The following is a 19,278-nucleotide window of genomic DNA, read 5'->3' on the forward strand; positions in this document are numbered from 1 at the left end:
AATGAAGGTTTCAACCCTGGAACCTTGCGGGCGCCTGCGCGTTTTTACCGCATGAAGGCAGCCGGCTCGTCCGTCTGCCAGGCTGAGGAGACATTCATGTCCATTGGTACGATTATTCTGATCATCCTGATTATCGCCTTGCTTGGTGGTTTCAGCGGTATCGGCGGCGGTCCGTTCTACGGCACCGGCTATTACGGCGGCGGCGGTCTCGGCCTCATCGTGGTGATCCTGCTGATCCTCCTGCTGCTTGGTAAGCTGTAAGAGCGAATATTGATTTCAAGGCGCGCGATCCGGAAGGGTCGCGCGCTTTTCCATGCACGTACGCTCTCACCGTCATCACCCGCGAAAGCGAGTAATGACGGTGAGAGTCATTTCATTTTCCCGATCGCCGCCTTGATCGACGACGCGGCATCCTCGTAACCCGCCCACGCCTTGCTCTTCGCCAGTAGCGCCGGGACGCTCCGCACGGTGAAATTCTTCGGATCCAGATCTTTACGCAGCTGTGACCATGTCAGCGGCATCGACACCGTGGCACCCTTACGCGCCCGCGGCGACAGCACCGAGACCGCGGTCGACATCCGGTCATTGCGCAGATAATCGAGGAAAATCTTTCCACCACGCAGCTTCTTCGACATGTTGAGCAGGTAGCGCTCAGGGTCGTCGCTGGCCATCTGCTGGCATACGGCCTGCGCAAAAGTCTTCGCCGTCTTCCAGTCGACCTTGTCCTTCGCACCATACAGCAGCGGCGCCACCACATGCAGGCCCTTGCCGCCGGTCGTCTTGCAGAAACTCTCCATGCCAAGGCTCGAGAGCCGTTCGCGCATCTCGCGTGCCGCATCCATGACGGCAATGAACTCCACATCAGGCGCCGGGTCGAGATCGAACACCAGACGCCCCGGTGTATCCGGAGCATCAGGCGCGCAATTCCACGGATGCAGTTCGAGCCCGCCGATCTGCGCTACGGCCGCAAGACCCTCGACGCGATCGATCTGCAGGTAAGGCTTGCGGTCGCCGGAGACTTTCACCAGTTCGAGCAGGTTCGATGTCCCCGGCATTGCGTGGCGTTGGAAGAACTGCTGCCCGTCGATGCCGTCGGGTGCGCGCACGATCGAACACGGGCGGCCCTTGAGATAGTCCATCATCCAGTTGCCGACGGTTTCGAAATACGCCGCGAGATCGCGTTTGGTGACCGGCTCGCCATCGCCAGCATCCGGCCATAGCTCCTTGTCGGGTTTGGAAATCGATACGCCCATGACAACGGCATTGCCTGCCGCAGCTTTTGCGGGCGCGGCTTTTCTTGCGGAGCTTTTGGCAGTCTTCTTCGCGCCACGCTTCGGTGTCGGCTCAGCAAGTTCGGTCTTCTTGGGAGTTTCGGCCTCGACCTCATCGGCCGGCTTGTCCTGCCGCAGCCCCTTGAACGACGCCTGACGGACCATGCCGGCGCCGGTAAAGCCTGCGAATTCGATCTCGGCCACCAGTTCGGGCTTGAGCCAATGCACGTCCCGGCCACCCGGTGGCGTCTCCTTGCCGCCGAACGGGCTGGTCTTCGCCGCCGCTTTCTTCAATGCCGGCATGATGCGCGTGACCTTGTCCTGGCCGAAACCAGTGCCGACCACGCCGACATAAGCGAGATGACCGCCTCTGTTGACGCCGACCATCAGCGAGCGGAATTTGCCGTTGGTGGTCTTCCATGCGCCAACCACAACCTCGTGGCCCGCGCGGCATTTGGCCTTGGTCCAGTTTTGCGAGCGGCCGGACACATAGGGCGCCGACAGCTTCTTGGAGACGATGCCTTCCAGTGACAGTTTGCACGCCGACTGCAGGATGGCGTCGCCGCCCGTCTCGAAATGATCGACGTAACGGATCAGGCCTTCCTTGCGGCGACCACGGGCCTTGTCGAGCAGCGCCTTCAATCGCTCCTTGCGCTCGCCGAGCGGCAGCTTCCGCAGGTCTTCGCCTTCGGCGAACAGAAGGTCGAACACGAAAAAAATGAGCGTATCGGTCTCGCCATCCGACAGCGCCGCCTGCAGCGCCGCGAAATCCGGCGCGCCGTGGGCATCGAGGCCGACAATCTCGCCATCGACGATCGCATCCGGCAGGCCGGTGGCCTCCCTGGCGATGGCCTGAAACTTCTCCGTCCAGTCGAGCCCCTTGCGTGTCTTCAGCGTGGCCGCACCGTCTTCGACGCGGATCTGCACGCGATAGCCGTCGAACTTGATCTCATGCGCCCAGCCATCCGCGGAGGGCGGCCGATCCACGATGGTGCAAAGTTGAGGTGCCACGAAGCCGGGTATCTTTGCGACCTTGACCGGCTTCACGGAGGTTTTGGCTACCTTCTTTGTCACGGCGCTCTTTGCTGCAATCTTCTTGGTCGCACGCTTGCCGACATCCGCCTTGGTCTTCACACCCTTCTTCGCACGCGCATCAGCAGCACTCCCCTCGCTGGAATCCCACACCGCATCCGGCTTGATCTTCGCCGTCTTAACAATCATGAACGGCTTCGGCGCCTTGCCTTTTCCTGACGCGATGGCACTCATGCTGCGGCCAGACGCCACTGACTTATCATCGTCGAGGGTAGTGTTGGCCTTGCCCTCCCTCACAAACTCATCGCGATGCTTGATCAGCAACCAGTTGGTGCGCTTGCCGCCATTGCGGTCATGCTTCATGCGCACCAGCACAAAGCCGCCATGCAGCTTCTCGCCGTCCAAAGTGAATTTCAGATCGCCTTGCTTGAAGCCCTTTTCCGGGTCGTCACTCTCCCAATAGCCGCGGTCCCACAGCTGCACCGTGCCGCCGCCATATTGCCCTTTGGGGATGGTGCCTTCGAAATCGCCGTAGTCGAGCGGATGGTCCTCTACCTCGACAGCGAGGCGCTTGTCGGCGGGGTCCATCGATGGCCCGCGAGTCACGGCCCAGGACTTGAAGACGCCGTCCATCTCCAGCCGCAAGTCGTAATGCAGCCGCGTGGCATCGTGTTTCTGGATCACGAAGCGGCGACGCTTCGCCGGCGCGACCACGATCTGACCGGAGGGCTCATTGGTGAGCGCGAAATCACGTTTCCGGCGGTAAATCGATAGCTGCTTGTCGGCCACACCGTCCCCCACTCAACGCATTGGGCGCATGATCCGGCCCGGAACTAAAACCGACAACTGCCGTTGAAGTTCCTGGAAATCCGCGCAGGCGCAATACTTTGCGGCCTGTGCGGTTTATTTGTAGATCGAGTTGGAGGACGAGTATGGCCCCGCCCCGCGCCTATTGGAAAGGCTCTCTCAAGCTGTCGCTCGTCACCTGCCCGGTGGTGCTGTATCCGGCCGCGACCTCGGTCGAGAAAACAAAATTCCACATGATCAACCGCGAGACCGGCAACCGGCTGAAACAGCAGATGGTGGATGCCGAGACCGGCGACATCGTGGAGAAGGAGCAGAAGGGCCGTGGCTACGAGATCAGCAAGGGCGAATATGTCGAGATTGAGAAGGAAGAGCTCGAGGCCGTGCAGATCGAGAGCAATCACACCATCGATATCGATAATTTCGTGCCGCGCGACGAGATTGATCGACGTTATCTGAACAACCCCTATTACATCGCGCCCGACGGCAAGGCCGGCGCCGATGCGTTCGCCGTGATCCGCGATGCCATGAAGGACAAGGATCGCGTGGCGCTGGCGCGCATCGTGCTCACCAATCGCGAACACATCATCGCCATCGAGCCGCTCGGAAAGGGCCTGCTCGGTACTACGCTGCGCTTTCCTTATGAGGTGCGCGACGAAGAGGATTATTTCGACGATATCAAGTCGCCGAAGATCTCCAAGGACATGATCGACCTTGCGGTGCATATCCTCGACAGCAAGGCGTCGCATTTCGATCCCAGCAAGTTCAAGGATGAATATGAGACAGCGCTGAAGACGCTGGTGAAGCGCAAGGCTGCAGGCAAGCCGGTGAAGGTCGTCGAGAAGGAGGAGAAGCCGGACAACGTCATCAACCTGATGGATGCGCTGAAGGCGAGCCTCAAGGGTGGCAAGGGCAAGTCGACCAAACGCGCTTCGTCGTCACGACCACATGTGGCGCGCAAGCGTCCGGCCAAGAAGGCTGCGCGGTCATCGGCGCGACATCGCAAGGCAAGCTGAGAGCATGAAGGTTTTGGGAATGATCATAGGCGTCGCGTTGATGACGACCGAGGCAGCGCAGGCACAGCAACTGCAGACACGGGAATGCAACGCCTCGAATATCGCCTTCGTCGCCGAAGCCATCGCAAAAATGGCCGATGGCAAGCAAAAGAAGACCGCTTCCGACGAAATCGGCCTGGCCAGCGAAGCAATGGTGGAGGGCAAGGACGATGAATGCAAGGACCACCTGCTGAAGGCGACCCTACAGACAAAGTGACCTGCAGGTCACCGTCGATCTGACTGAGATCAAGACTTCTTCTTCGAGGTCTTTCTGGATTTCCTCGTCTTCTTCGTAGTTTTCTTAGCTGCCTTCTTGGCCGCGGTTTTCTTCTTCACCGTCTTTTTCTTCGGCGCCTTCGGCACTTTCTTGCCCTCGGCGCGAGCTTCGGACAGGCCGATGGCGATCGCCTGTTTGCGGCTGGTCACCTTCTTTTTCGAACGACCACTTCTCAGCGTGCCGGCCTTCGCCTTCTTCACCGCTCGCGCGACCTCCGCGGCGGCCTTCTTGGAATATTTCGCCATTCCATGCTCCCGTTATGATCGAAAAGTTCAATCGTCATCATCGGCGATCGTTCCGGGTGGGTGATGTACGAACGGACGCACTTATGAAATCCCTATAACGCGGTACCGCCGCTCATCTCGTTTTCAAACGGGCGGCCGATCATCTTGCAGACATTCGCTCAAGCGAATGAACTGGAGACTGCAAGTGATCACCATCGAACCTCCCTCGTGTAGCTCATCCCTCGTTTTCATCGGCAAGAACTGCCGCGGCCAGTGGGTCGCGCAAGAGCAAAACGGCCTGTTCGGCGGTCTGTTCGTCAGTCGCGCGAATGCCGTGCGCTACGCGCTGTTCGAGAACGGTCATCGCCCCGAAGCTATCATCGAGATGGCGGGCCTCATCGAACTCGATATGAACGCCCTGCCTTTCACGGCAGCAACCCGTGTCGAACTGTCACAACAACGGCGTGTCGCCTGAGCTTCGCGCATGTCCACAGTTGCTCTTCGGGCTCATGCCCTCCCGCAAGCTCATGCCTCCCATCACGCCAACGACTGGCTGCACGGCATCATCGCTGATGTGCCGACGCCGTTCGACGCGCATGGCACGCTCGATCTTCTCACTTTCGCGCGGTTGTGCGAGCGACAGGTCTACGCCGGCGCTGGTGCCATCGTCGTCGGCGCGACCACCGGCGAAGCCGACACGCTCACCTCGAACGAGCGCATCACGCTGATCCGGACTGCCGCCGGCGTCGCCCGCGGACGCATCCACGTCATTGCCGGCGCGGGATCGAACTGCACCAGCCGCGCCATTGAATCGACGCGGCTGGCATGGGCCGCCGGCGCCGATGCCGTCATGTCGGTCGTGCCGTATTACAACCGCCCGACGGCAAGTGGCATCGCAGCGCATTTCCGCGCGATCCTGGAGGCGACATTGCTGCCGGTCATCGTGCACGACGCCCCCGCGCGTTGCGCACGTGCGCTGGCGGACGACACGCTGCTCGGTCTCGCCGCTTCGCCAAGGCTGATCGGCCTGCGCGACGACACCGGCGACGCCGGCCGCCTGGCGCGCTTGCGGCCGCTGCTGCCGGCGGGTTTCCGGATGCTGACAGGACAGGACGCCGCGGCATTGCCTTATCTGCTGCTCGGTGGCGATGGCGTGGTCTCGGCGATGGCCAATGTGGCGCCACAGCTCTGCCGCGGCATGTATTACGCGGCCCGCCAGGGATGCCCCCGCTATGCGACGACCATCTCCGACATGCTGGCGCCACTCGCAGAAGCCCTGCCGCCGGATCAGGTCGCATCGGCGGTGAAATTTGCATTGAGCTTGCGGGGATTGGGGAATGCCGCCGTCCGCCTGCCGCTGACGGAGCTCACCGAGACCGAGCAGCAGCAGGTCTATTCCGCGATGGAAGCGATCTGGGCGCAGCCTGACGACGCGCCGCCCCTGCGCCGCGCCCGCTAGGATTGCGGACGCGCCCGTTCGTTCTTCTCACGACATTTCGGGCCGGGTCCGCGCATATAATGCGCGGCCGGCCGATAGACGGCAGGTCCAATGACGAAACGCCATAGCCGGGCGAGGATGCCCGGCATGATGGTCGCATAGGTGGCGATGCGCGCGAACAGCGCTGCAGAACGGTCTTCCCTCATGGCACGCTCCGGCGATCCGGAAGCACCGGCGTATCGGCGGCGCGCACACGGACGCGCGCCAGTTCACGCCGCGCGCGGCGCATCTTGTCGGCCACCAGGGCCATGTGGATGGCGGCGAAGAAGCCCTTGATGTGGTTACGCGTCAGCCTGATGGCTACGCAGAGCCGTTTCCACTGGACATCGCCCGAGTGATGGACGATCGGCGGCTGATTGCGGCTGATGAGATAGGAGCGATAGGCGCTGTCAGCCGAGAAATCGTGCAGCTGCGTATCGCGATTATAGAACATCGTCATGGTCGTTGTCCGTCTTCTCAACTCCCTGGCGCATGAGCGCGTCGGGATGATGAGAAGATGCGGACATCGCCATATGAAATCGAGACGAGCAGCCGCGCTCGTTCATAAGCGCGGCATATAGATCAGGCTGGTGCCCAACAGGAATATCAGCTTTTGGCCATGCAGTCTTCGATGTAGAACCAGCGGTCGTCGCCGGCGAGACCCTTGACCTTGACGTCCTTGCGGCAAGCCTTGAGCTTGCCCTTGTTGGCGCTCCACTTCGCCTTCATGTCCTTCAGACTCTGCTTGTTCAGCTTCATCTTGGCGGGCGCAGCAGGGGTTGCCGGCGTCGCAGGCGCCTGTGCCGAAGCAACGCCCATTGAAGTCACAACGAACAGTGCGGCCACGAGGCCCGTAGTGATGCGTGTCATCGTTATCCCCGAATGTGCTTGTTTTGAAGATTGTTCGTCAGATGTGAAACGGGACCGGAAGCTTGCGCTGCCGATCCCGCGCAGGTTTTACTGGAAGATGCGCACGGCGCTCTGCAGCGTCAGCCAGACGCCCCAGCACAGCGGGATTCCGACGAAAGCCCAGAAGGCGATGGCGCTGCCATCGAAACCGCCCTTGCCGATCCCGTAGGAACCACCACTGGCCGATGCCGCAGCAGCACCCTTGGCCTGTAGTGCTGCGACTTCCTCCGGCTTCATGAACCAATGCGGCGCCAGCGGCCTCACCAGCATGTTGCAGATCAGGCCGAGCACCAGCATGCCGGCGAGGATATACATCGTGAAATCGTAGACCTGCGCCCGCGGCACGCCGGCGGCGATCTGGAATTCACGGATGTAGTTCACCACCACCGGACCGACGATGCCCGCCGTCGCCCAGGCCGTCAGCAGCCGGCCGTGGATCGCGCCGACGAACTGGGTGCCGAAGATGTCGGCGAGATAGGCAGGGATCGTGGCGAAACCGCCGCCATACATCGAGAGGATGACGGCGAAGGCCGCGACGAACAGAACCTTGCTGCCCATCGCCGCGAAGGTCGGCACCAGCGCATACATGATGATGCCGAGGATGAAGAACGTGTAGTAGGTGTTCTTGCGGCCGATCTTGTCCGACAAAGACGCCCAGAAGAACCGGCCGGCGATGTTGAACAGCGAGATCAGGCCGGCGAAACCGGCGGCAATGCCGGCGATCGTGGTCTTCTGTGCAGCCGAGAGCTGGCTGAAGGAGAGGTCAGGCGCACCGATCAGCTTGCCGGCGAAGATTTCTTGCAGCATGGGCGATGCCATGCCGATGACGCCGATGCCGGCGGACACATTCAAGCAGAGCACGCCCCAGATCAGCCAGAACTGCTTGGTCTTGTGCGCATTGTCGAGATGCACGTGGCCGGTGGTGATCATCGCATTCGCCGTAGCCGGCGGGGTCCAGCCTTCCGGCTTCCAGTTCGGTGGCGTGATGCGATAGGAGAACGCACCAATGGTCATGAACACGAAGTAGATGACGCCCATGGCCAGGAAGGTCTGCCAGACGCCGACATCGGTTGGGGTCTTGAAATAGTTCATCAAGAGGTTAGCGAGCGGCGAGCCGATCATCGCGCCGCCGCCGAAGCCCATGATCGCCATGCCTGTCGCCATGCCGCGACGATCCGGGAACCACTTCACCAGCGTCGATACCGGCGAGATGTAGCCGAGACCGAGACCGATGCCGCCGATCACGCCGGAGCCGATCCACAGCAGCCAGAGCTGATGCGTGTAGACGCCGATCGAACCGAGCACGAGACCACCGCACCAGCACATCGCCGAGACGAAGCCGGCCTTGCGCGGACCGACGCGCTCGAGCCAGCCACCCCAGATCGCGGCGGAGACGCCCAGCAGCACGAAGAACAGCGTGTACATCCAGCCGAGGCTGGCGACCTTCCAGTTGCAGGTCGTGGTGAAGAGTTCGGTGGCGAGGCTCATGCCGTCGCACACTTCTTTCGAGGCAGGTGTCGTGATCGCCTGCGACAGCGGCAGCCAGAACACGCTGAAGCCGTAGGCCATACCGATGCAGAGATGGATACACAGCGCAGCAGGTGGAACCAGCCACCGGTTGAAGCCGGCGGTCGCAATGATGCGTTCGCGTTCCAGCAATCCTGGCTTGGTGCCAGACAGTGTTCCGGCGTTGCCCACACTTGTCATGAAAGTTCTCCCCTGCAGCCGACCCTTCTGAGCCGGTCTACGATTTGAAAAAGTCGCTTCGTCAATTCCCCTGCGGCGCGCGGACAAAGATTCACGCGCACTCGCACTTTGGAACAGGGCCAGAAGCGACCGCGGGAGTCGATAGTCCAAAGGTATCAGGAGCGTAAATTTCTCAATGATTTCCACTGCATCGCAGCAACTCAATCGCGATTTGCAATCGCAGCATTTCGTTTTTCGATGAAGAAAACGATCACGTCACCGCTGCGTTCGGAGGCTTCGATCTGATCGCCGCTTTGTTGGATCAACGCAGGGATGTCGACCACTGCGAGGGGGTCCGTGCAGTGGACTTCGAGCCGATCACCCACCGACAGTGCCTTCATCGCCTTGCGCGTCATCAGCGCCGGCAACGGGCATTTCAATCCGGTCAGGTCGAGCTTGGTCACGGGCATCGCGCGATTCCACTTGGTGCAACTGCGTTATATCGGGCTGACGTCAAATGTCATATGCAGCGGTATGGCGATGACGAACACATATCCGGCCACTCCGGGCGTGCTTCTCGCGGGCGGTCTCGCGCGCCGGATGGGCGGCGGCGACAAGCCGATGCGTGAGATTGGCGGCACGACGATCTTGGCCCGCGTGATCGCGCGCATCGCACCGCAATGCGACGGACTGGTGCTGAACGCCAATGGGGATCCTGCGCGGTTCGCGTCCTTTGCCCTGCCGGTGATTGCCGACGACGTTGCGGATTTCCCCGGCCCCCTTGCCGGCATTCTCGCAGGCCGGGAATGGACGGCCGCCAACCGACCGGACGTCACGTGGATGCTGAGTGCCGCCGGCGATTGCCCGTTCCTGCCGCGCGATCTCGTCTCGCGTTTACATCACGCCCGCATCGCGGAGAATGCGCAGCTTGCCGTCGCGTCATCGGCCGGACAGTCGCATCCCGTCATCGGACTGTGGGACGTCGCCCTGCGTCACGAGCTGCGCGATGCACTCGTCAATGAAGGTATCCGCAAGGTCGGACGCTGGACGGCACGCTATCGCCTCGCCACCGTGGAGTGGCCAGCCGATCCCGTCGATCCATTCTTCAATACCAATACGATGGACGACATCGCCGAAGCCGAGCGGCTTGCATTGCTCGACGACCGGGGCTGACCTAAGCTCACTTCCATCACGCGGCCGAAGTGTCGCGACATATGGGAGAAACTTTATGCGCGGTACTTCGCTGTCCGTGATCTCTGGTCTTGCATTCGCATTCCTCGCCTCAACCGCCTCGGCGCAGATTTCCGACGACGTCGTCAAAATCGGCGTGCTTACCGACATGAACGGCCCGGCCTCGACGCCATCCGGCCAGGGCTCGGTGACCGCCGCGCAAATGGCCGTGGATGATTTCGGCGGCACCGTGCTGGGCAAGCCGATCAGCATCATCATCGGCGATCATCAGTTGAAGCCCGATATCGGCGCCAGTCTCGCGCGGCGCTGGTATGATGTCGATCAAGTCGACATTATCGTCGACGTGCCGGTGTCTGCCGTTGGCCTTGCCGTTCAGAACGTCGCCAACGATCGCAAGAGACTGTTCATCACCCATTCGACCGGCGCCGCGGACTTCCACGGCAAATTCTGCTCGCCCTATACGATGCAATGGGTATTCGACACCCGCGCGCTCGCCGTCGGCACCGCGCAGGAAGTGGTGAAGCGCGGCGGCGACAGCTGGTTCTTCATCACCGACGACTTTGCCTTCGGCCATGCGCTGGAGCGCGACGCATCTGCCGTCGTCACCAAGACCGGCGGAAAGGTGATCGGCTCAGTGCGCCCGCCGTTCGGCGCGTCGGACCTCTCGTCCTTCGTATTGCAGGCGCAGGCCTCAAAGGCCAAGATCATCGGCATTGCCGGTGGACCGCCGAACAACATCAACGAGATCAAGACCGCCGGCGAATTCGGCGTGTTCAAGGGCGGTCAGCAGATGGCCGCGCTGCTGGCGCTGATCACCGACATCGACTCGCTGGGCCTGCAGACCGCACAGGGCCTGCTGCTGACGACCGCTTTCTACTGGGACATGGACGACAAGACCCGCGCCTGGTCGAAGCGCTTTTTCGAGAAGACCAAGCGGATGCCCACCATGTGGCAGGCTGGTGTCTATTCCTCCACCATGGTTTATCTCAATGCCGTCAAGGAAGCCGGCACCGACGAACCGCTGAAGGTCGCTGCCAAGATGCGCGAGAAGCCGATCGAGGATTTCTTCGCGCGCAACGGCAAATTGCGCGAGGACGGCTTGATGGTGCACGACCTGATGCTGGTACAGGTCAAGTCGCCCGAGGAATCGAAATATCCGTGGGACTACTACAAGATCCTCGCAAAGATTTCCGGCGAGGAAGCATTTGGACCGCCAGACCCGGCTTGTGCATTGGGGAAGAAGTAGAAGGCACACAGATGTCTCTGATCTTCCCTCTCCCCTTGTGGGAGAGGGTGCCGGAGCGCAGCGAAGGCGGGAGAGGGTAGCAGCCAAGCGCGGTGCCTGTGGTGCCCCCTCTCCCGTCTGCGCGCCTTTCGGCGCGCATCCACCCTCTCCCACCTGCGAAGCTTCGCTTCGCGGGGGAGAGGGAAAGCAAGAGAGCTTCACTACGCTACTTCACCAACCCAATTTCCCGATAATACTTCAGCACGCCCGGATGAATCAGCGCCACATCAGGTGCTGACGCCATCGTATTCGATGCTGTCGTCTCCTTCGCCTGCGCCAGCCGCGCGCCGAGCGTGGCCTCGGCGCCATGCAGCGTTTTCGCCAGCCGATAGGCGACCTCATCCGGCAGCGTTTCGCGCGCCAGGATGTAGCTCCACGAGCCCACCGACGCGATCGGCACCGGCTGGTTCGGATAGCTGTTGGCGCCCACCAGCATCGGCTTGAGGAAGGTGTGCTTGGCACGGATCTGCGCGATCTCCGCCGCACCGGGCGCAATGAAGCGCGCGCCGCCGGGGCTTTCGCTCATCGCCTTGAAGCCGGGCCAGCCCAATCCTGCGCCCCATAATGCGGCGACACGGCCGTCCTGCACCATCGCCGGACCGTCGCCGGCGCGGTCGAGATAGACCGCCTGAAAATCCTTGTCCTGATCGAGGCCGATCCCGTCCAACACATAGCGCGACAGGAACACGAGGCCGGAGCCTTTCGCACCGAAGGCGATCGGCTTGCCGACAAGATCGCGAATCGTCCTGTAAGGACTGTCGGCGCGCACCACAAACATGCCGGGATTGGAATAGAGCGCGGTGATGATCCTCAGCTTCGTCGGCGCCCGGCCGATGCCCTTGAACGCCTCATAAGCGGGCTCGCCGGCCACCAAAGCGAGATCGAGCTGGCCGGCTTCGAGCAACGGGATGTTCTCGGTCGAGCCTTTTGTATTGCGCGTCACGAGCGTCAGCGACGGATCAGCCTTGTTCATCACCTCGGCAAAGGCGTCGCCATAGAGCGGGAAGCCGCCGCCGGGCGTCGCCGTGCCGAGGCTAAGACTAAGACCTGGCGTGGTGGTCGACATCGGTTTGGCTCCCTCCTGCGCAGTGGCCGTCGTGACAGTCAGGAATGCTGCGCAAACAAGCGGCATCATTTTCATGGGCACCTCGACGTCGATCAGCCTGCATCGTTCGACCAAGCTTGTAGGCAAAATCCGAATTCTATGAAAGCATGGAGGTAACGGGTGGCAAGCCCGATCGAACGACGTCGCGCATCAGCGCTGCGATTTTCATGTCTGGGAGGAACTATGATCGCTTTTCTGCGTGCTGCTGTGCTGTGTCTCGTCGGCCTCGCGAGCCTTACCACGACGACCCTCCCCGCCTCTGCCGCCGGTTATCCGGATCGCCCCGTGCGCTGGTTGATCGGCTTCGCTGCCGGCGGCCCTGTCGATATCGTGGCGCGCATCATGGCGCAGTGGCTGTCGGATCATTTCGGCCAGCAATTCGTCGTGGAAAACCGCGCTGGATCGGGCGGCAATCTGGCCGCCGCCGCGGCCGTGACCTCGGCGCCGGATGGCTACACGCTGTTGTTCGTCGCGCCGAACAACGCGATCTCGGCCTCACTCTACAAGAAGCTGCCTTACGATTTCATCCGCGACACCGTGCCGGTCGCCAGCATCATGCAGCTCACCAATATGCTGGTGGTGTCGAATGGCATGCCCGTGAAAACGGTCCAGGAGTTCATCGACTACTGCAAGGCCAATCCGGGCAAGATCTCCTATGCGTCGTCGGGCAATGGCACCTCGGTGCATATGTCAGCCGAATTGTTCAAGGCGATGACCAAATGCGACATGATCCACGTGCCCTATCGCGGCTCGGCGATCGCCTTTCCCGACATCATCTCCAACAAGGTGCAGTTGATCTTCGACAACCTGCCCACGGCGCTCGAACAGTCGCGGGGCGGCACCGTCCGCGCGCTCGGCGTCACCTCGCCGCAGCGCTGGCCCATCGTGCCGGATGTCCCGGCCATTGCCGAGACGGTGCCAGGCTTCGAGTCCATCGGCTTCTACGGCATCTCCGCGCCGAAGGGCACGCCGCCGGAGGTCATCGCCACCCTCAACAAGGCCGTGGGCGAAGCGCTGAAGGATCCGAAGCTGATCGCACGGCTCGCCGAGACCGGCGGCGTGCCGAAGCCGATGACGCCCGAGGAATTCGGCAAGCTCATTGCCGCCGAAACCGAGAAATGGCGCAAGGTGGTGGAATTCGCCGGCGTGTCAGTCGACTGAGCCAGGGCCGATTGATGCAGGGCGCCTGACCTAGACGCTCACCGCGACCATGGCGGGCAGCAGCTCAGAACTGCTGACCGCCCCGGCGACCAGATAGGCGAAGCCCAGCAAAGCCAGGAAGCCGAGGAAGAACAGCCCAAAGAGGATGATCGAGAGCTTCTTGGCGAAAGCCGAGATGTTGGTGAGGCCGAGACCGCCGGCAATCAGGGAAATGATCAGACAGATGACAGCCCAGCGAAACACCCGCGCCTCCCTACATTGAAATTGCGCAGACAAACGCCACCGCCCAGCCAAAGTTCCGCCCCGGGAACGCGGCATTGCCCACAGGCGATGGCCGATATAAGGAATGCCTGCACCGCCGTCCCCGGTTCTCAGACCCGCTGGACGCCGGCGGGGCCTGTAGCTCAATGGTTAGAGCCGACCGCTCATAACGGTCTGGTTGCAGGTTCGAGTCCTGCCGGGCCCACCACTCTTGTGGAATAATGTACGGACTACGAAAGAACGACTCGATATGGCCAACTCGGTGCATATGTCCGAGTGGGCGGCCAAGCACGATATCGACATGGAACGGTCATCGGGTCCCGCCGGCTGATATCAGCTGTTCAAACTCCTCCATTGTCTCCACCGGCAGGTGAACCCTCTCCTCATCCATATGATCGGGACGCGTGAACGCACCGCCGGTATCGAACCGGACAACGTCGAGCGGATGCGTCCGCAATCCTTCCCCCACCCGCGGCTCCGAGCGTCGATCGCGACAACGTATTCGACGAGCTCCGGATGGAGCGTCCGCCGGCGCTTCTTTTTTGGCGACTTTCGGTTTTGTAGACATGCGCCACAGCAGACGCGAAACGCTCCCGCCCGCTTGAGGCCAACCTTCTCGCGATCAAGCCAGCCATCTGCTGCGAGTCGGGACATCGCGGTGCGCACCACGCTGCCATCGATCTCCAGCATCTCCAGAAATGCCAGCAATGTGCCGAGCCACACCGATCCGCCACGCGGCAAGATCGCGTCGCCATAGAAGGTAATGATCAGTGAGCCGGTGCGTGAGGGTTCTCGCTTGAATCGGCTGATAATGCGAAATAGCGGATGCTGCGACATGACGCATCCGTAAAACATTGCGGCGCGATCACCAACCCGCCGCCCCCTGCATTTTGATCGATAGTATGAGATCCTCCGTGTACCGGCAGCCCGCCGCAAATATCTGGATCCCACGAAATGCTGGAGTTTTGTCCAGGTTTAACTGCCATGGCCAGTTTCCCATCGGTCGGCTTTGCGCCAGAAGCGGTCGTCGCAAGACTGCTCTGACCCAGCGCCGCCGTTCCGTCTCGACCTAACGAGGCGCAACGAAACCTAAAAACGCAATCATCATCTCGGTGGCGTGCCGGCGCCGCTGAGCTCTCCAGGACGGCGACGAAAGGTTAGTGCCGAACAAATGCGACAAGGTCGGCGCGTTGGAAATGTGGACATAGCTCATCGCTACCATGCTGACGTAAAGTTGAAGCGGATCGATGCCGCGCCGAAAGACCCCCTCCTTTTCACCTCGTGAAAGCACTTCCTTGATCGCCAGCAACAGTGGCGATGACAGCGTCGAGACGCGTTTAGACCGCGTCAGGAATTTCGCGCCAAGAAGGTTTTCGCTGGCGAGAATCCGAATGAAGAGCGGATTCGCCGCGAAATGGCTGTAGGTAAAATCAAAGAGCTTTATCATGGCCTCCAGCGGCGCCATGTTGTTCAGCTTGAGCCGCTGTTCCTGCACGCGGATATCGTTGAACACGGTTTCCAGCACCCGGATATACAGCGCATCCTTGCTGCCGAAGTAGTGATAGAGCATGCGCATATTGGCATCGGCGCCGCGGGCGATGGCATCGATCCGCGCGCCGGCATAGCCGTTCTCGGCAAATTCGGCGATCGCCGATTGCAGGATGCGTTCGGCGGTGGCCGCGGCATCGCGCGGCCGTTGCGCCGGCTTGGCCGGGCGCCCCCGCGCCGGTGCCGGCTTGGCGGCAACCGCCGTCTTGCGGTCCTTCGGTTGTGTCGCTGGCTTGGCCATCCGTCGCGTCTTCCCCAGAGCCGTCATTCGGCGTGGTCTTTCTTCAGGGCCTCAAGGGCTGCCAGCACCTTGTCCGGCGATAGTGGCAACGAGGTGATGCGGACGCCGACAGCGTCCTCTAGCGCATTTGCAATGGCACTGGCTACGCCGAGAATGCCGGCCTCGCCCACGCCCTTTGCGCCCAGCGGCCCGTGCGCCAGCCCCTGTTCGAGCGTCACCGATTCAAAGATCGCCGGAACGTCCGACATGACAGGCACCCGGTATTGTTGCGGGGTCATGCTGACCAGGCGGGCGCCATCAAATACGAGTTGCTCGAACAGTGCCTGACCCAGTCCCTGGATGGCGCCGCCTTCGATCTGGCCGCGCACCGCCTCGGGGACCAGGGCTCGTCCCGCGTCCGCGATCGACACCAGCTTGAGCACAGTGATCTTGCCGGTCTCGGTGTCGACCTCGATTTCGGCGGCGACCCAGTTCGGCATCCAGTAAACAATCGGGGCATTGAGCGCGGCGGCGGAATCCACCTCGACCTTGAATTCGCCGTCGCCGGAAAACTCCGCGCCCATGCCGCCGTAGTAGCCGCGCATCAGCACCACCAGCGGCGTGGCGGTGTTGCCGCGGACGACTTGGCCTTCGACAAGATCGAGTTCCTCCTTGGGGCAACCGAGTTGCCCGGCGGCGAAGGTCAAAACCTTGTCGCGCACCTCTACCGAGGCGCGCCGGATCGCTTCGCCGGTGACTGCCGTCGCCGAACTGGCGTGGGTGCCCTGGTCGAAGGCGGTCTGGTCGGTGTCGATCGCCGCCCGCGCGATCCGCTCCGGATCGAGCTTCAGCACCTCGGCCACGATGCGGCGGAACGCTTCGGTCGCGCCCTGCCCCATGTCGACCGTCGCGCAGTTGATGATCGCGCTGCCGTCGGCGGTGACCTTGACGCGGGCCTGGGCGAACCGGCCCTGGCCGCCGCCATCCTTGAAGCCAATCGACAACCCCTTGCCGCGCGACAGATGCCGCCTGCCCGGTGGCGCGCGGCTACCCCAATCAATCTTTTGCGCGGCCAGCTCCAGTCCCGCGACGAGATCGCAATCGATGGTACTGTCGCCTGCGCGATAGGGCTCGCCGGGCGACAGGAGATTGCGGCGCCGAATCTCGAACGGGTCAATGCCGAGCCGGCGCGCGATCATGTCGACCTGGCTCTCCGACGCCCACGATGCCTGGGTACCGCCGAAGCCGCGAAACGAGCCCGCCGGCACGGTGTTGGTGCGGACGGCGATCGCCCTGCTGTCGAGCGCCTGCCAGCGATAAGGACCGCCGATGCGATAGCCTACCTTGTCGGCAACCAGCGGACTGGCATCAGCATAAGCGCCACCATCCAGCACGATGTCGGAACGGCGGGCGAGGAAATCGCCGTCCCGCGATACGGCGGTTTCCAACCGCAACGTCGCCGAATGCTGCGACAGCGATGCAAAACCTTCATCCATTGTCTGCGTCAGCCGCATGGGCTTGTTGATCTTCAGCGCCAGCAGCACGACCAGCGGTTCGATCTTGCAATAGCTCTTGGCGCCGAAGCCGCCGCCGATCGGCAGCGTGCGGACCCGCACCGCGTGCTCGGGCAGGCTGCAGATCTCCGCTATTTCCTGGCGCAGCAGGAAGGGATCCTGGTTGCACGACCACACCTCGACGCCATCGCCAAGCGGACGCGCGGCGGTCACCGATGGCTCGAGGTGGACATGCGCCATCCGCGAGAACGCGAAGTCGTCGGTGAAAACGTGATCGGCCGCGGCAAAGGCGGCATCGAGATCGCCGAGCCGGTGATGAAATTCATACAGCACATTCGGTGCGTGCTCCATCGCGGTGGTCACGCTGACGCCGTGTGCCGGAATGCCGCCGCGGCTTGGCGTCTCGAACAGCAATGGCGCGCCGGTGGCCATCGCCTCGTCGGGCGTCGCGACTGCGACGAGCACGTCGTATGATACGGCGATCAGCGACAGCGCCCGGATCGCGGTGGCCGCGTCCACCGCAGCCACGGCGGCGACGGGTTCGCCGACGTGCCGCACACGGTCGATCGCGAGCAGCGGCTGGTCCTTGATCCACAATCCGTAGGTATGGACCGGGAGCCTGCGCAGGTCGTCGCCGGTGACGATGGCCAGCACGCCCTCCAGCGCCAGCGCCGGTGCCACATCGATCGCCACGATGCGCGCATGCGGATGCGGGCTGCGAAGGAGCTTGATCTCGGCGCCACCGGCTGTCGGCGTATCGACGAGAAAGAATGCTTGGCCGGTCACCTTGGCGGTTTCCTCCGGGCGCCAGCGCCGGCCATCAGGCGCTGCCCGACCCTTCATCGCGATGGCCCTGACGACGGCTTCCTCGATCACCTGATAGCCGGTGCAGCGGCAGACATTCGCGCTCATCCAATTGCGGATCTGCTCGCGGCTGGGTTCCGGATGGCGTTGCAGCAGGGCTTCAGCGAGCAGGATCATGCCGGGGGTACACATGCCGCACTGGAATGCGTGAGCCTCGACAAAGGCGCGCTGCATCGCGCTCGGCGCCGCGCCGGCCGGCTGCAACCCCTGCACTGTGGTGACGTTACTACCCGCCACCGTGTCGACCAGCGTGCTGCAAGACGTCACCGGCAGGCCGTCGACCAGCACGGTGCAGGCGCCACAGACGCCATGGTCGCAGGCGACGCGTACGCCGCTGCGCGCGCAGCTTTGCGACAGCGCGTCGGACAGCACGCGCGGCGCGCCTCTGGCGAGCGTCACTTGCTCGCCGTCGAGCGTAAAGGACAGCGTAGTCTCGGTAATGCTCACGCGGCGACCTCCCGGATCAGGCGGGACAGCAGAACCGACGCCACGGTCTCGCGATAGTTCGCGACCCCGAACCACGGCACCGTCGGCTCCGGCATCTGCCGGACCGCGCTCCGCGCCGTGCCGTCGGCTTGCGCATGCAGCTCAGACAATGCGACGCCGGCAACTGGCAGGTCGCAGGCGAACGGCCATCGATGGCACCCACCTATCACCGCGCACGCGCTCACCACCGCACCGCCGGCGCAATCAATGCGCAGCGCCACCGTCAGGATCGGCCGCAGGCTGCGATCATAGAGAAGCCGCCGCGTCGTCCCCGCCATCGGCAGAGGCACGCGCAGTTTCTCGACCAGGCCGCCGCGCTCGAAAAATGAATCCGCGGCCTCGCCGAACTTCCGCACCGCGATCATGTCGCCGCGAGAATCGCGTGTCGAATACACCATGGACGCGCCGAGCGCCGACAGCAGCACGGCGCCTTCGTAGCCGGACATCAGCGCGAGCAGATTGCCCGCCACCGTCCCCTGCATCCGAATCCGGATATTCGCGATCCGCTCCCAGCATCGCGCGAGATCGGGAAGCCATGCGAGCAGCACGTCACTGTTCGCCACGGCATCATGGCGGGCGCCCGCGCCGACCTCGATCGCGTCGCGCTGCGGCGACAGGCGGATGGCATCGATATCGGCGACGCCGCCGAGGAGCACCAATGCCGGGGGTGCCAATCCATCCTTCATGCGGTTGACGACATCGATCCCACCGGCCATCGCCATCGCCCCCGGCTCGCGGGCAAGCATCCCGCGCGCCTCATCGAGGTCACGGGGACGAAGCAACAGGAAATCGGGAATTCGGCTGCGCGATCGATGACTGGCGACATATGAAGAGTGTGACATGGCTTCCAATAATGTGGGCCGTTCCCAGTTTCGGCACCGGACTTGCAAAGACGTTTGCACCCTCCT

At 62.5% G+C, this 19,278-nt stretch carries 20 protein-coding genes, 1 tRNA gene and 1 pseudogene; 9 read left to right on the forward strand and 13 right to left on the reverse strand.

Going from position 1 to position 19,278, the window contains the following annotated elements; translation table 11 throughout:
• The first annotated feature begins 96 nt into the window (after positions 1 to 96).
• Positions 97 to 261, forward strand: coding sequence for a DUF3309 family protein (locus A4A58_RS24245; RefSeq protein ID WP_081422059.1), 165 nt, complete (start codon positions 97 to 99; stop codon positions 259 to 261).
• Between the two features lie 107 nt (positions 262 to 368).
• Here A4A58_RS24245 and ligD read toward each other — a convergent pair whose 3' ends face one another.
• Complete coding sequence (gene ligD / locus A4A58_RS24250; protein WP_068737004.1) at positions 369 to 3,092, reverse strand: DNA ligase D; 2,724 nt, start codon at positions 3,090 to 3,092, stop codon at positions 369 to 371.
• A 143-nt stretch (positions 3,093 to 3,235) separates the two neighbouring features.
• Between ligD and A4A58_RS24255 the strand changes: the two genes are divergently transcribed.
• The gene (locus A4A58_RS24255; protein ID WP_068737006.1) at positions 3,236 to 4,123 is read left to right on the forward strand and encodes a Ku protein; all 888 of its coding nucleotides are present in this window, start codon (positions 3,236 to 3,238) and stop codon (positions 4,121 to 4,123) included.
• A 37-nt stretch (positions 4,124 to 4,160) separates the two neighbouring features.
• The gene (locus A4A58_RS24260) at positions 4,161 to 4,379 is read left to right on the forward strand and encodes a hypothetical protein (protein ID WP_139069933.1); all 219 of its coding nucleotides are present in this window, start codon (positions 4,161 to 4,163) and stop codon (positions 4,377 to 4,379) included.
• A 29-nt stretch (positions 4,380 to 4,408) separates the two neighbouring features.
• Here A4A58_RS24260 and A4A58_RS24265 read toward each other — a convergent pair whose 3' ends face one another.
• A complete protein-coding gene (locus tag A4A58_RS24265; protein WP_068737010.1) occupies positions 4,409 to 4,684 on the reverse strand; it encodes a DUF6496 domain-containing protein in 276 nt (91 codons plus the stop codon).
• Between the two features lie 184 nt (positions 4,685 to 4,868).
• Here A4A58_RS24265 and A4A58_RS24270 point away from each other — a divergent pair, with 184 nt between their 5' ends.
• Together A4A58_RS24270 and dapA are read left to right on the forward strand one after the other, a co-directional pair.
• Positions 4,869 to 5,138: a hypothetical protein gene (locus tag A4A58_RS24270; RefSeq protein ID WP_086937145.1), complete on the forward strand. Its 270-nt coding sequence runs from the start codon at positions 4,869 to 4,871 to the stop codon at positions 5,136 to 5,138.
• Between the two features lie 9 nt (positions 5,139 to 5,147).
• Entirely contained in the window at positions 5,148 to 6,122 is a 975-nt protein-coding gene (gene dapA, locus A4A58_RS24275; protein WP_081422039.1) for a 4-hydroxy-tetrahydrodipicolinate synthase, read from the forward strand.
• On the opposite strand, the gene A4A58_RS24280 is transcribed toward dapA, so the two are convergent.
• The 5 genes from A4A58_RS24280 to A4A58_RS24300 all read right to left on the reverse strand — a co-directional run bounded on the left by A4A58_RS24280 (position 6,119) and on the right by A4A58_RS24300 (position 9,205).
• Positions 6,119 to 6,307: a hypothetical protein gene (locus tag A4A58_RS24280; RefSeq protein ID WP_068737014.1), complete on the reverse strand. Its 189-nt coding sequence runs from the start codon at positions 6,305 to 6,307 to the stop codon at positions 6,119 to 6,121. The two genes, dapA and A4A58_RS24280, sit on opposite strands and share 4 nt — an antisense overlap.
• Positions 6,304 to 6,600 (reverse strand): hypothetical protein, encoded by a 297-nt coding sequence (locus A4A58_RS24285; protein ID WP_192855933.1) that lies wholly within the window; start codon positions 6,598 to 6,600, stop codon positions 6,304 to 6,306. The genes A4A58_RS24280 and A4A58_RS24285 overlap by 4 nt, the downstream gene beginning before the upstream one ends.
• 146 nt (positions 6,601 to 6,746) lie before the next feature.
• The gene (locus A4A58_RS24290) at positions 6,747 to 7,010 is read right to left on the reverse strand and encodes a hypothetical protein (RefSeq protein ID WP_068737016.1); all 264 of its coding nucleotides are present in this window, start codon (positions 7,008 to 7,010) and stop codon (positions 6,747 to 6,749) included.
• Between the two features lie 87 nt (positions 7,011 to 7,097).
• Positions 7,098 to 8,756, reverse strand: a complete 1,659-nt coding sequence (locus A4A58_RS24295) for an OFA family MFS transporter (RefSeq protein WP_068737018.1) — start codon at positions 8,754 to 8,756, stop codon at positions 7,098 to 7,100.
• A gap of 200 nt (positions 8,757 to 8,956) precedes the next feature.
• Positions 8,957 to 9,205 carry a sulfurtransferase TusA family protein gene (locus A4A58_RS24300; RefSeq protein ID WP_068737020.1) on the reverse strand — a complete coding sequence of 83 codons (249 nt, stop codon included), beginning with the start codon at positions 9,203 to 9,205 and terminating at the stop codon, positions 8,957 to 8,959.
• A 70-nt stretch (positions 9,206 to 9,275) separates the two neighbouring features.
• On the opposite strand from A4A58_RS24300, the gene mobA reads away from it, so the two are divergent.
• Positions 9,276 to 9,908, forward strand: a complete 633-nt coding sequence (gene mobA, locus A4A58_RS24305) for a molybdenum cofactor guanylyltransferase MobA (protein WP_068737448.1) — start codon at positions 9,276 to 9,278, stop codon at positions 9,906 to 9,908.
• A gap of 55 nt (positions 9,909 to 9,963) precedes the next feature.
• A complete protein-coding gene (locus A4A58_RS24310) occupies positions 9,964 to 11,172 on the forward strand; it encodes an ABC transporter substrate-binding protein (protein ID WP_068737022.1) in 1,209 nt (402 codons plus the stop codon).
• Between the two features lie 205 nt (positions 11,173 to 11,377).
• Here A4A58_RS24310 and A4A58_RS24315 read toward each other — a convergent pair whose 3' ends face one another.
• The gene (locus A4A58_RS24315; protein ID WP_068737450.1) at positions 11,378 to 12,352 is read right to left on the reverse strand and encodes a TAXI family TRAP transporter solute-binding subunit; all 975 of its coding nucleotides are present in this window, start codon (positions 12,350 to 12,352) and stop codon (positions 11,378 to 11,380) included.
• 147 nt (positions 12,353 to 12,499) lie between these two features.
• Here A4A58_RS24315 and A4A58_RS24320 point away from each other — a divergent pair, with 147 nt between their 5' ends.
• Positions 12,500 to 13,477 carry a Bug family tripartite tricarboxylate transporter substrate binding protein gene (locus A4A58_RS24320; protein ID WP_068737024.1) on the forward strand — a complete coding sequence of 326 codons (978 nt, stop codon included), beginning with the start codon at positions 12,500 to 12,502 and terminating at the stop codon, positions 13,475 to 13,477.
• Between the two features lie 30 nt (positions 13,478 to 13,507).
• On the opposite strand, the gene A4A58_RS24325 is transcribed toward A4A58_RS24320, so the two are convergent.
• Positions 13,508 to 13,720 (reverse strand): DUF1328 family protein, encoded by a 213-nt coding sequence (locus A4A58_RS24325; protein ID WP_068737025.1) that lies wholly within the window; start codon positions 13,718 to 13,720, stop codon positions 13,508 to 13,510.
• A 150-nt stretch (positions 13,721 to 13,870) separates the two neighbouring features.
• Between A4A58_RS24325 and A4A58_RS24330 the strand changes: the two genes are divergently transcribed.
• A tRNA-Ile gene (locus tag A4A58_RS24330) sits at positions 13,871 to 13,946 on the forward strand.
• Between the two features lie 352 nt (positions 13,947 to 14,298).
• Here the strand turns inward: A4A58_RS24330 and A4A58_RS29845 are convergent.
• The 4 genes and pseudogenes from A4A58_RS29845 to A4A58_RS24350 form a co-directional block, all read right to left on the reverse strand.
• Positions 14,299 to 14,575 (reverse strand): annotated as a pseudogene (locus A4A58_RS29845) (phenylacetic acid degradation operon negative regulatory protein PaaX); the annotation flags it as partial.
• 232 nt (positions 14,576 to 14,807) lie between these two features.
• Positions 14,808 to 15,527, reverse strand: a complete 720-nt coding sequence (locus A4A58_RS24340) for a TetR/AcrR family transcriptional regulator (RefSeq protein WP_068737029.1) — start codon at positions 15,525 to 15,527, stop codon at positions 14,808 to 14,810.
• 23 nt (positions 15,528 to 15,550) lie between these two features.
• Positions 15,551 to 18,331 carry a molybdopterin-dependent oxidoreductase gene (locus A4A58_RS24345; protein ID WP_068737032.1) on the reverse strand — a complete coding sequence of 927 codons (2,781 nt, stop codon included), beginning with the start codon at positions 18,329 to 18,331 and terminating at the stop codon, positions 15,551 to 15,553.
• On the reverse strand, positions 18,328 to 19,212 hold the full coding sequence (locus tag A4A58_RS24350) for an FAD binding domain-containing protein (protein WP_283804908.1): 885 nt from the start codon (positions 19,210 to 19,212) through the stop codon (positions 18,328 to 18,330). Before A4A58_RS24350 ends, A4A58_RS24345 begins: the two co-directional genes overlap by 4 nt.
• Positions 19,213 to 19,278 lie beyond the last annotated feature (66 nt).

The organism is Tardiphaga robiniae, assembly GCF_001618955.1.
GTDB lineage: Bacteria > Pseudomonadota > Alphaproteobacteria > Rhizobiales > Xanthobacteraceae > Tardiphaga > Tardiphaga robiniae_A.

What these genes read in the sequence shown, in the direction of transcription:
- A4A58_RS24245 (WP_081422059.1), top strand. Translation starts at nt 97, where the DNA reads ATGTCCATTGGTACGATTATTCTGATCATCCTGATTATCGCCTTGCTT.
- A4A58_RS24255 (WP_068737006.1), top strand. Translation starts at nt 3,236, where the DNA reads ATGGCCCCGCCCCGCGCCTATTGGAAAGGCTCTCTCAAGCTGTCGCTC.
- A4A58_RS24265 (WP_068737010.1), bottom strand. Translation starts at nt 4,684, where the DNA reads ATGGCGAAATATTCCAAGAAGGCCGCCGCGGAGGTCGCGCGAGCGGTG.
- dapA (WP_081422039.1), top strand. Translation starts at nt 5,148, where the DNA reads ATGTCCACAGTTGCTCTTCGGGCTCATGCCCTCCCGCAAGCTCATGCC.
- A4A58_RS24280 (WP_068737014.1), bottom strand. Translation starts at nt 6,307, where the DNA reads ATGAGGGAAGACCGTTCTGCAGCGCTGTTCGCGCGCATCGCCACCTAT.
- A4A58_RS24285 (WP_192855933.1), bottom strand. Translation starts at nt 6,600, where the DNA reads ATGACGATGTTCTATAATCGCGATACGCAGCTGCACGATTTCTCGGCT.
- A4A58_RS24290 (WP_068737016.1), bottom strand. Translation starts at nt 7,010, where the DNA reads ATGACACGCATCACTACGGGCCTCGTGGCCGCACTGTTCGTTGTGACT.
- A4A58_RS24295 (WP_068737018.1), bottom strand. Translation starts at nt 8,756, where the DNA reads ATGACAAGTGTGGGCAACGCCGGAACACTGTCTGGCACCAAGCCAGGA.
- A4A58_RS24300 (WP_068737020.1), bottom strand. Translation starts at nt 9,205, where the DNA reads ATGCCCGTGACCAAGCTCGACCTGACCGGATTGAAATGCCCGTTGCCG.
- mobA (WP_068737448.1), top strand. Translation starts at nt 9,276, where the DNA reads ATGACGAACACATATCCGGCCACTCCGGGCGTGCTTCTCGCGGGCGGT.
- A4A58_RS24310 (WP_068737022.1), top strand. Translation starts at nt 9,964, where the DNA reads ATGCGCGGTACTTCGCTGTCCGTGATCTCTGGTCTTGCATTCGCATTC.
- A4A58_RS24315 (WP_068737450.1), bottom strand. Translation starts at nt 12,352, where the DNA reads ATGAAAATGATGCCGCTTGTTTGCGCAGCATTCCTGACTGTCACGACG.
- A4A58_RS24320 (WP_068737024.1), top strand. Translation starts at nt 12,500, where the DNA reads ATGATCGCTTTTCTGCGTGCTGCTGTGCTGTGTCTCGTCGGCCTCGCG.
- A4A58_RS24340 (WP_068737029.1), bottom strand. Translation starts at nt 15,527, where the DNA reads ATGGCCAAGCCAGCGACACAACCGAAGGACCGCAAGACGGCGGTTGCC.
- A4A58_RS24350 (WP_283804908.1), bottom strand. Translation starts at nt 19,212, where the DNA reads ATGTCACACTCTTCATATGTCGCCAGTCATCGATCGCGCAGCCGAATT.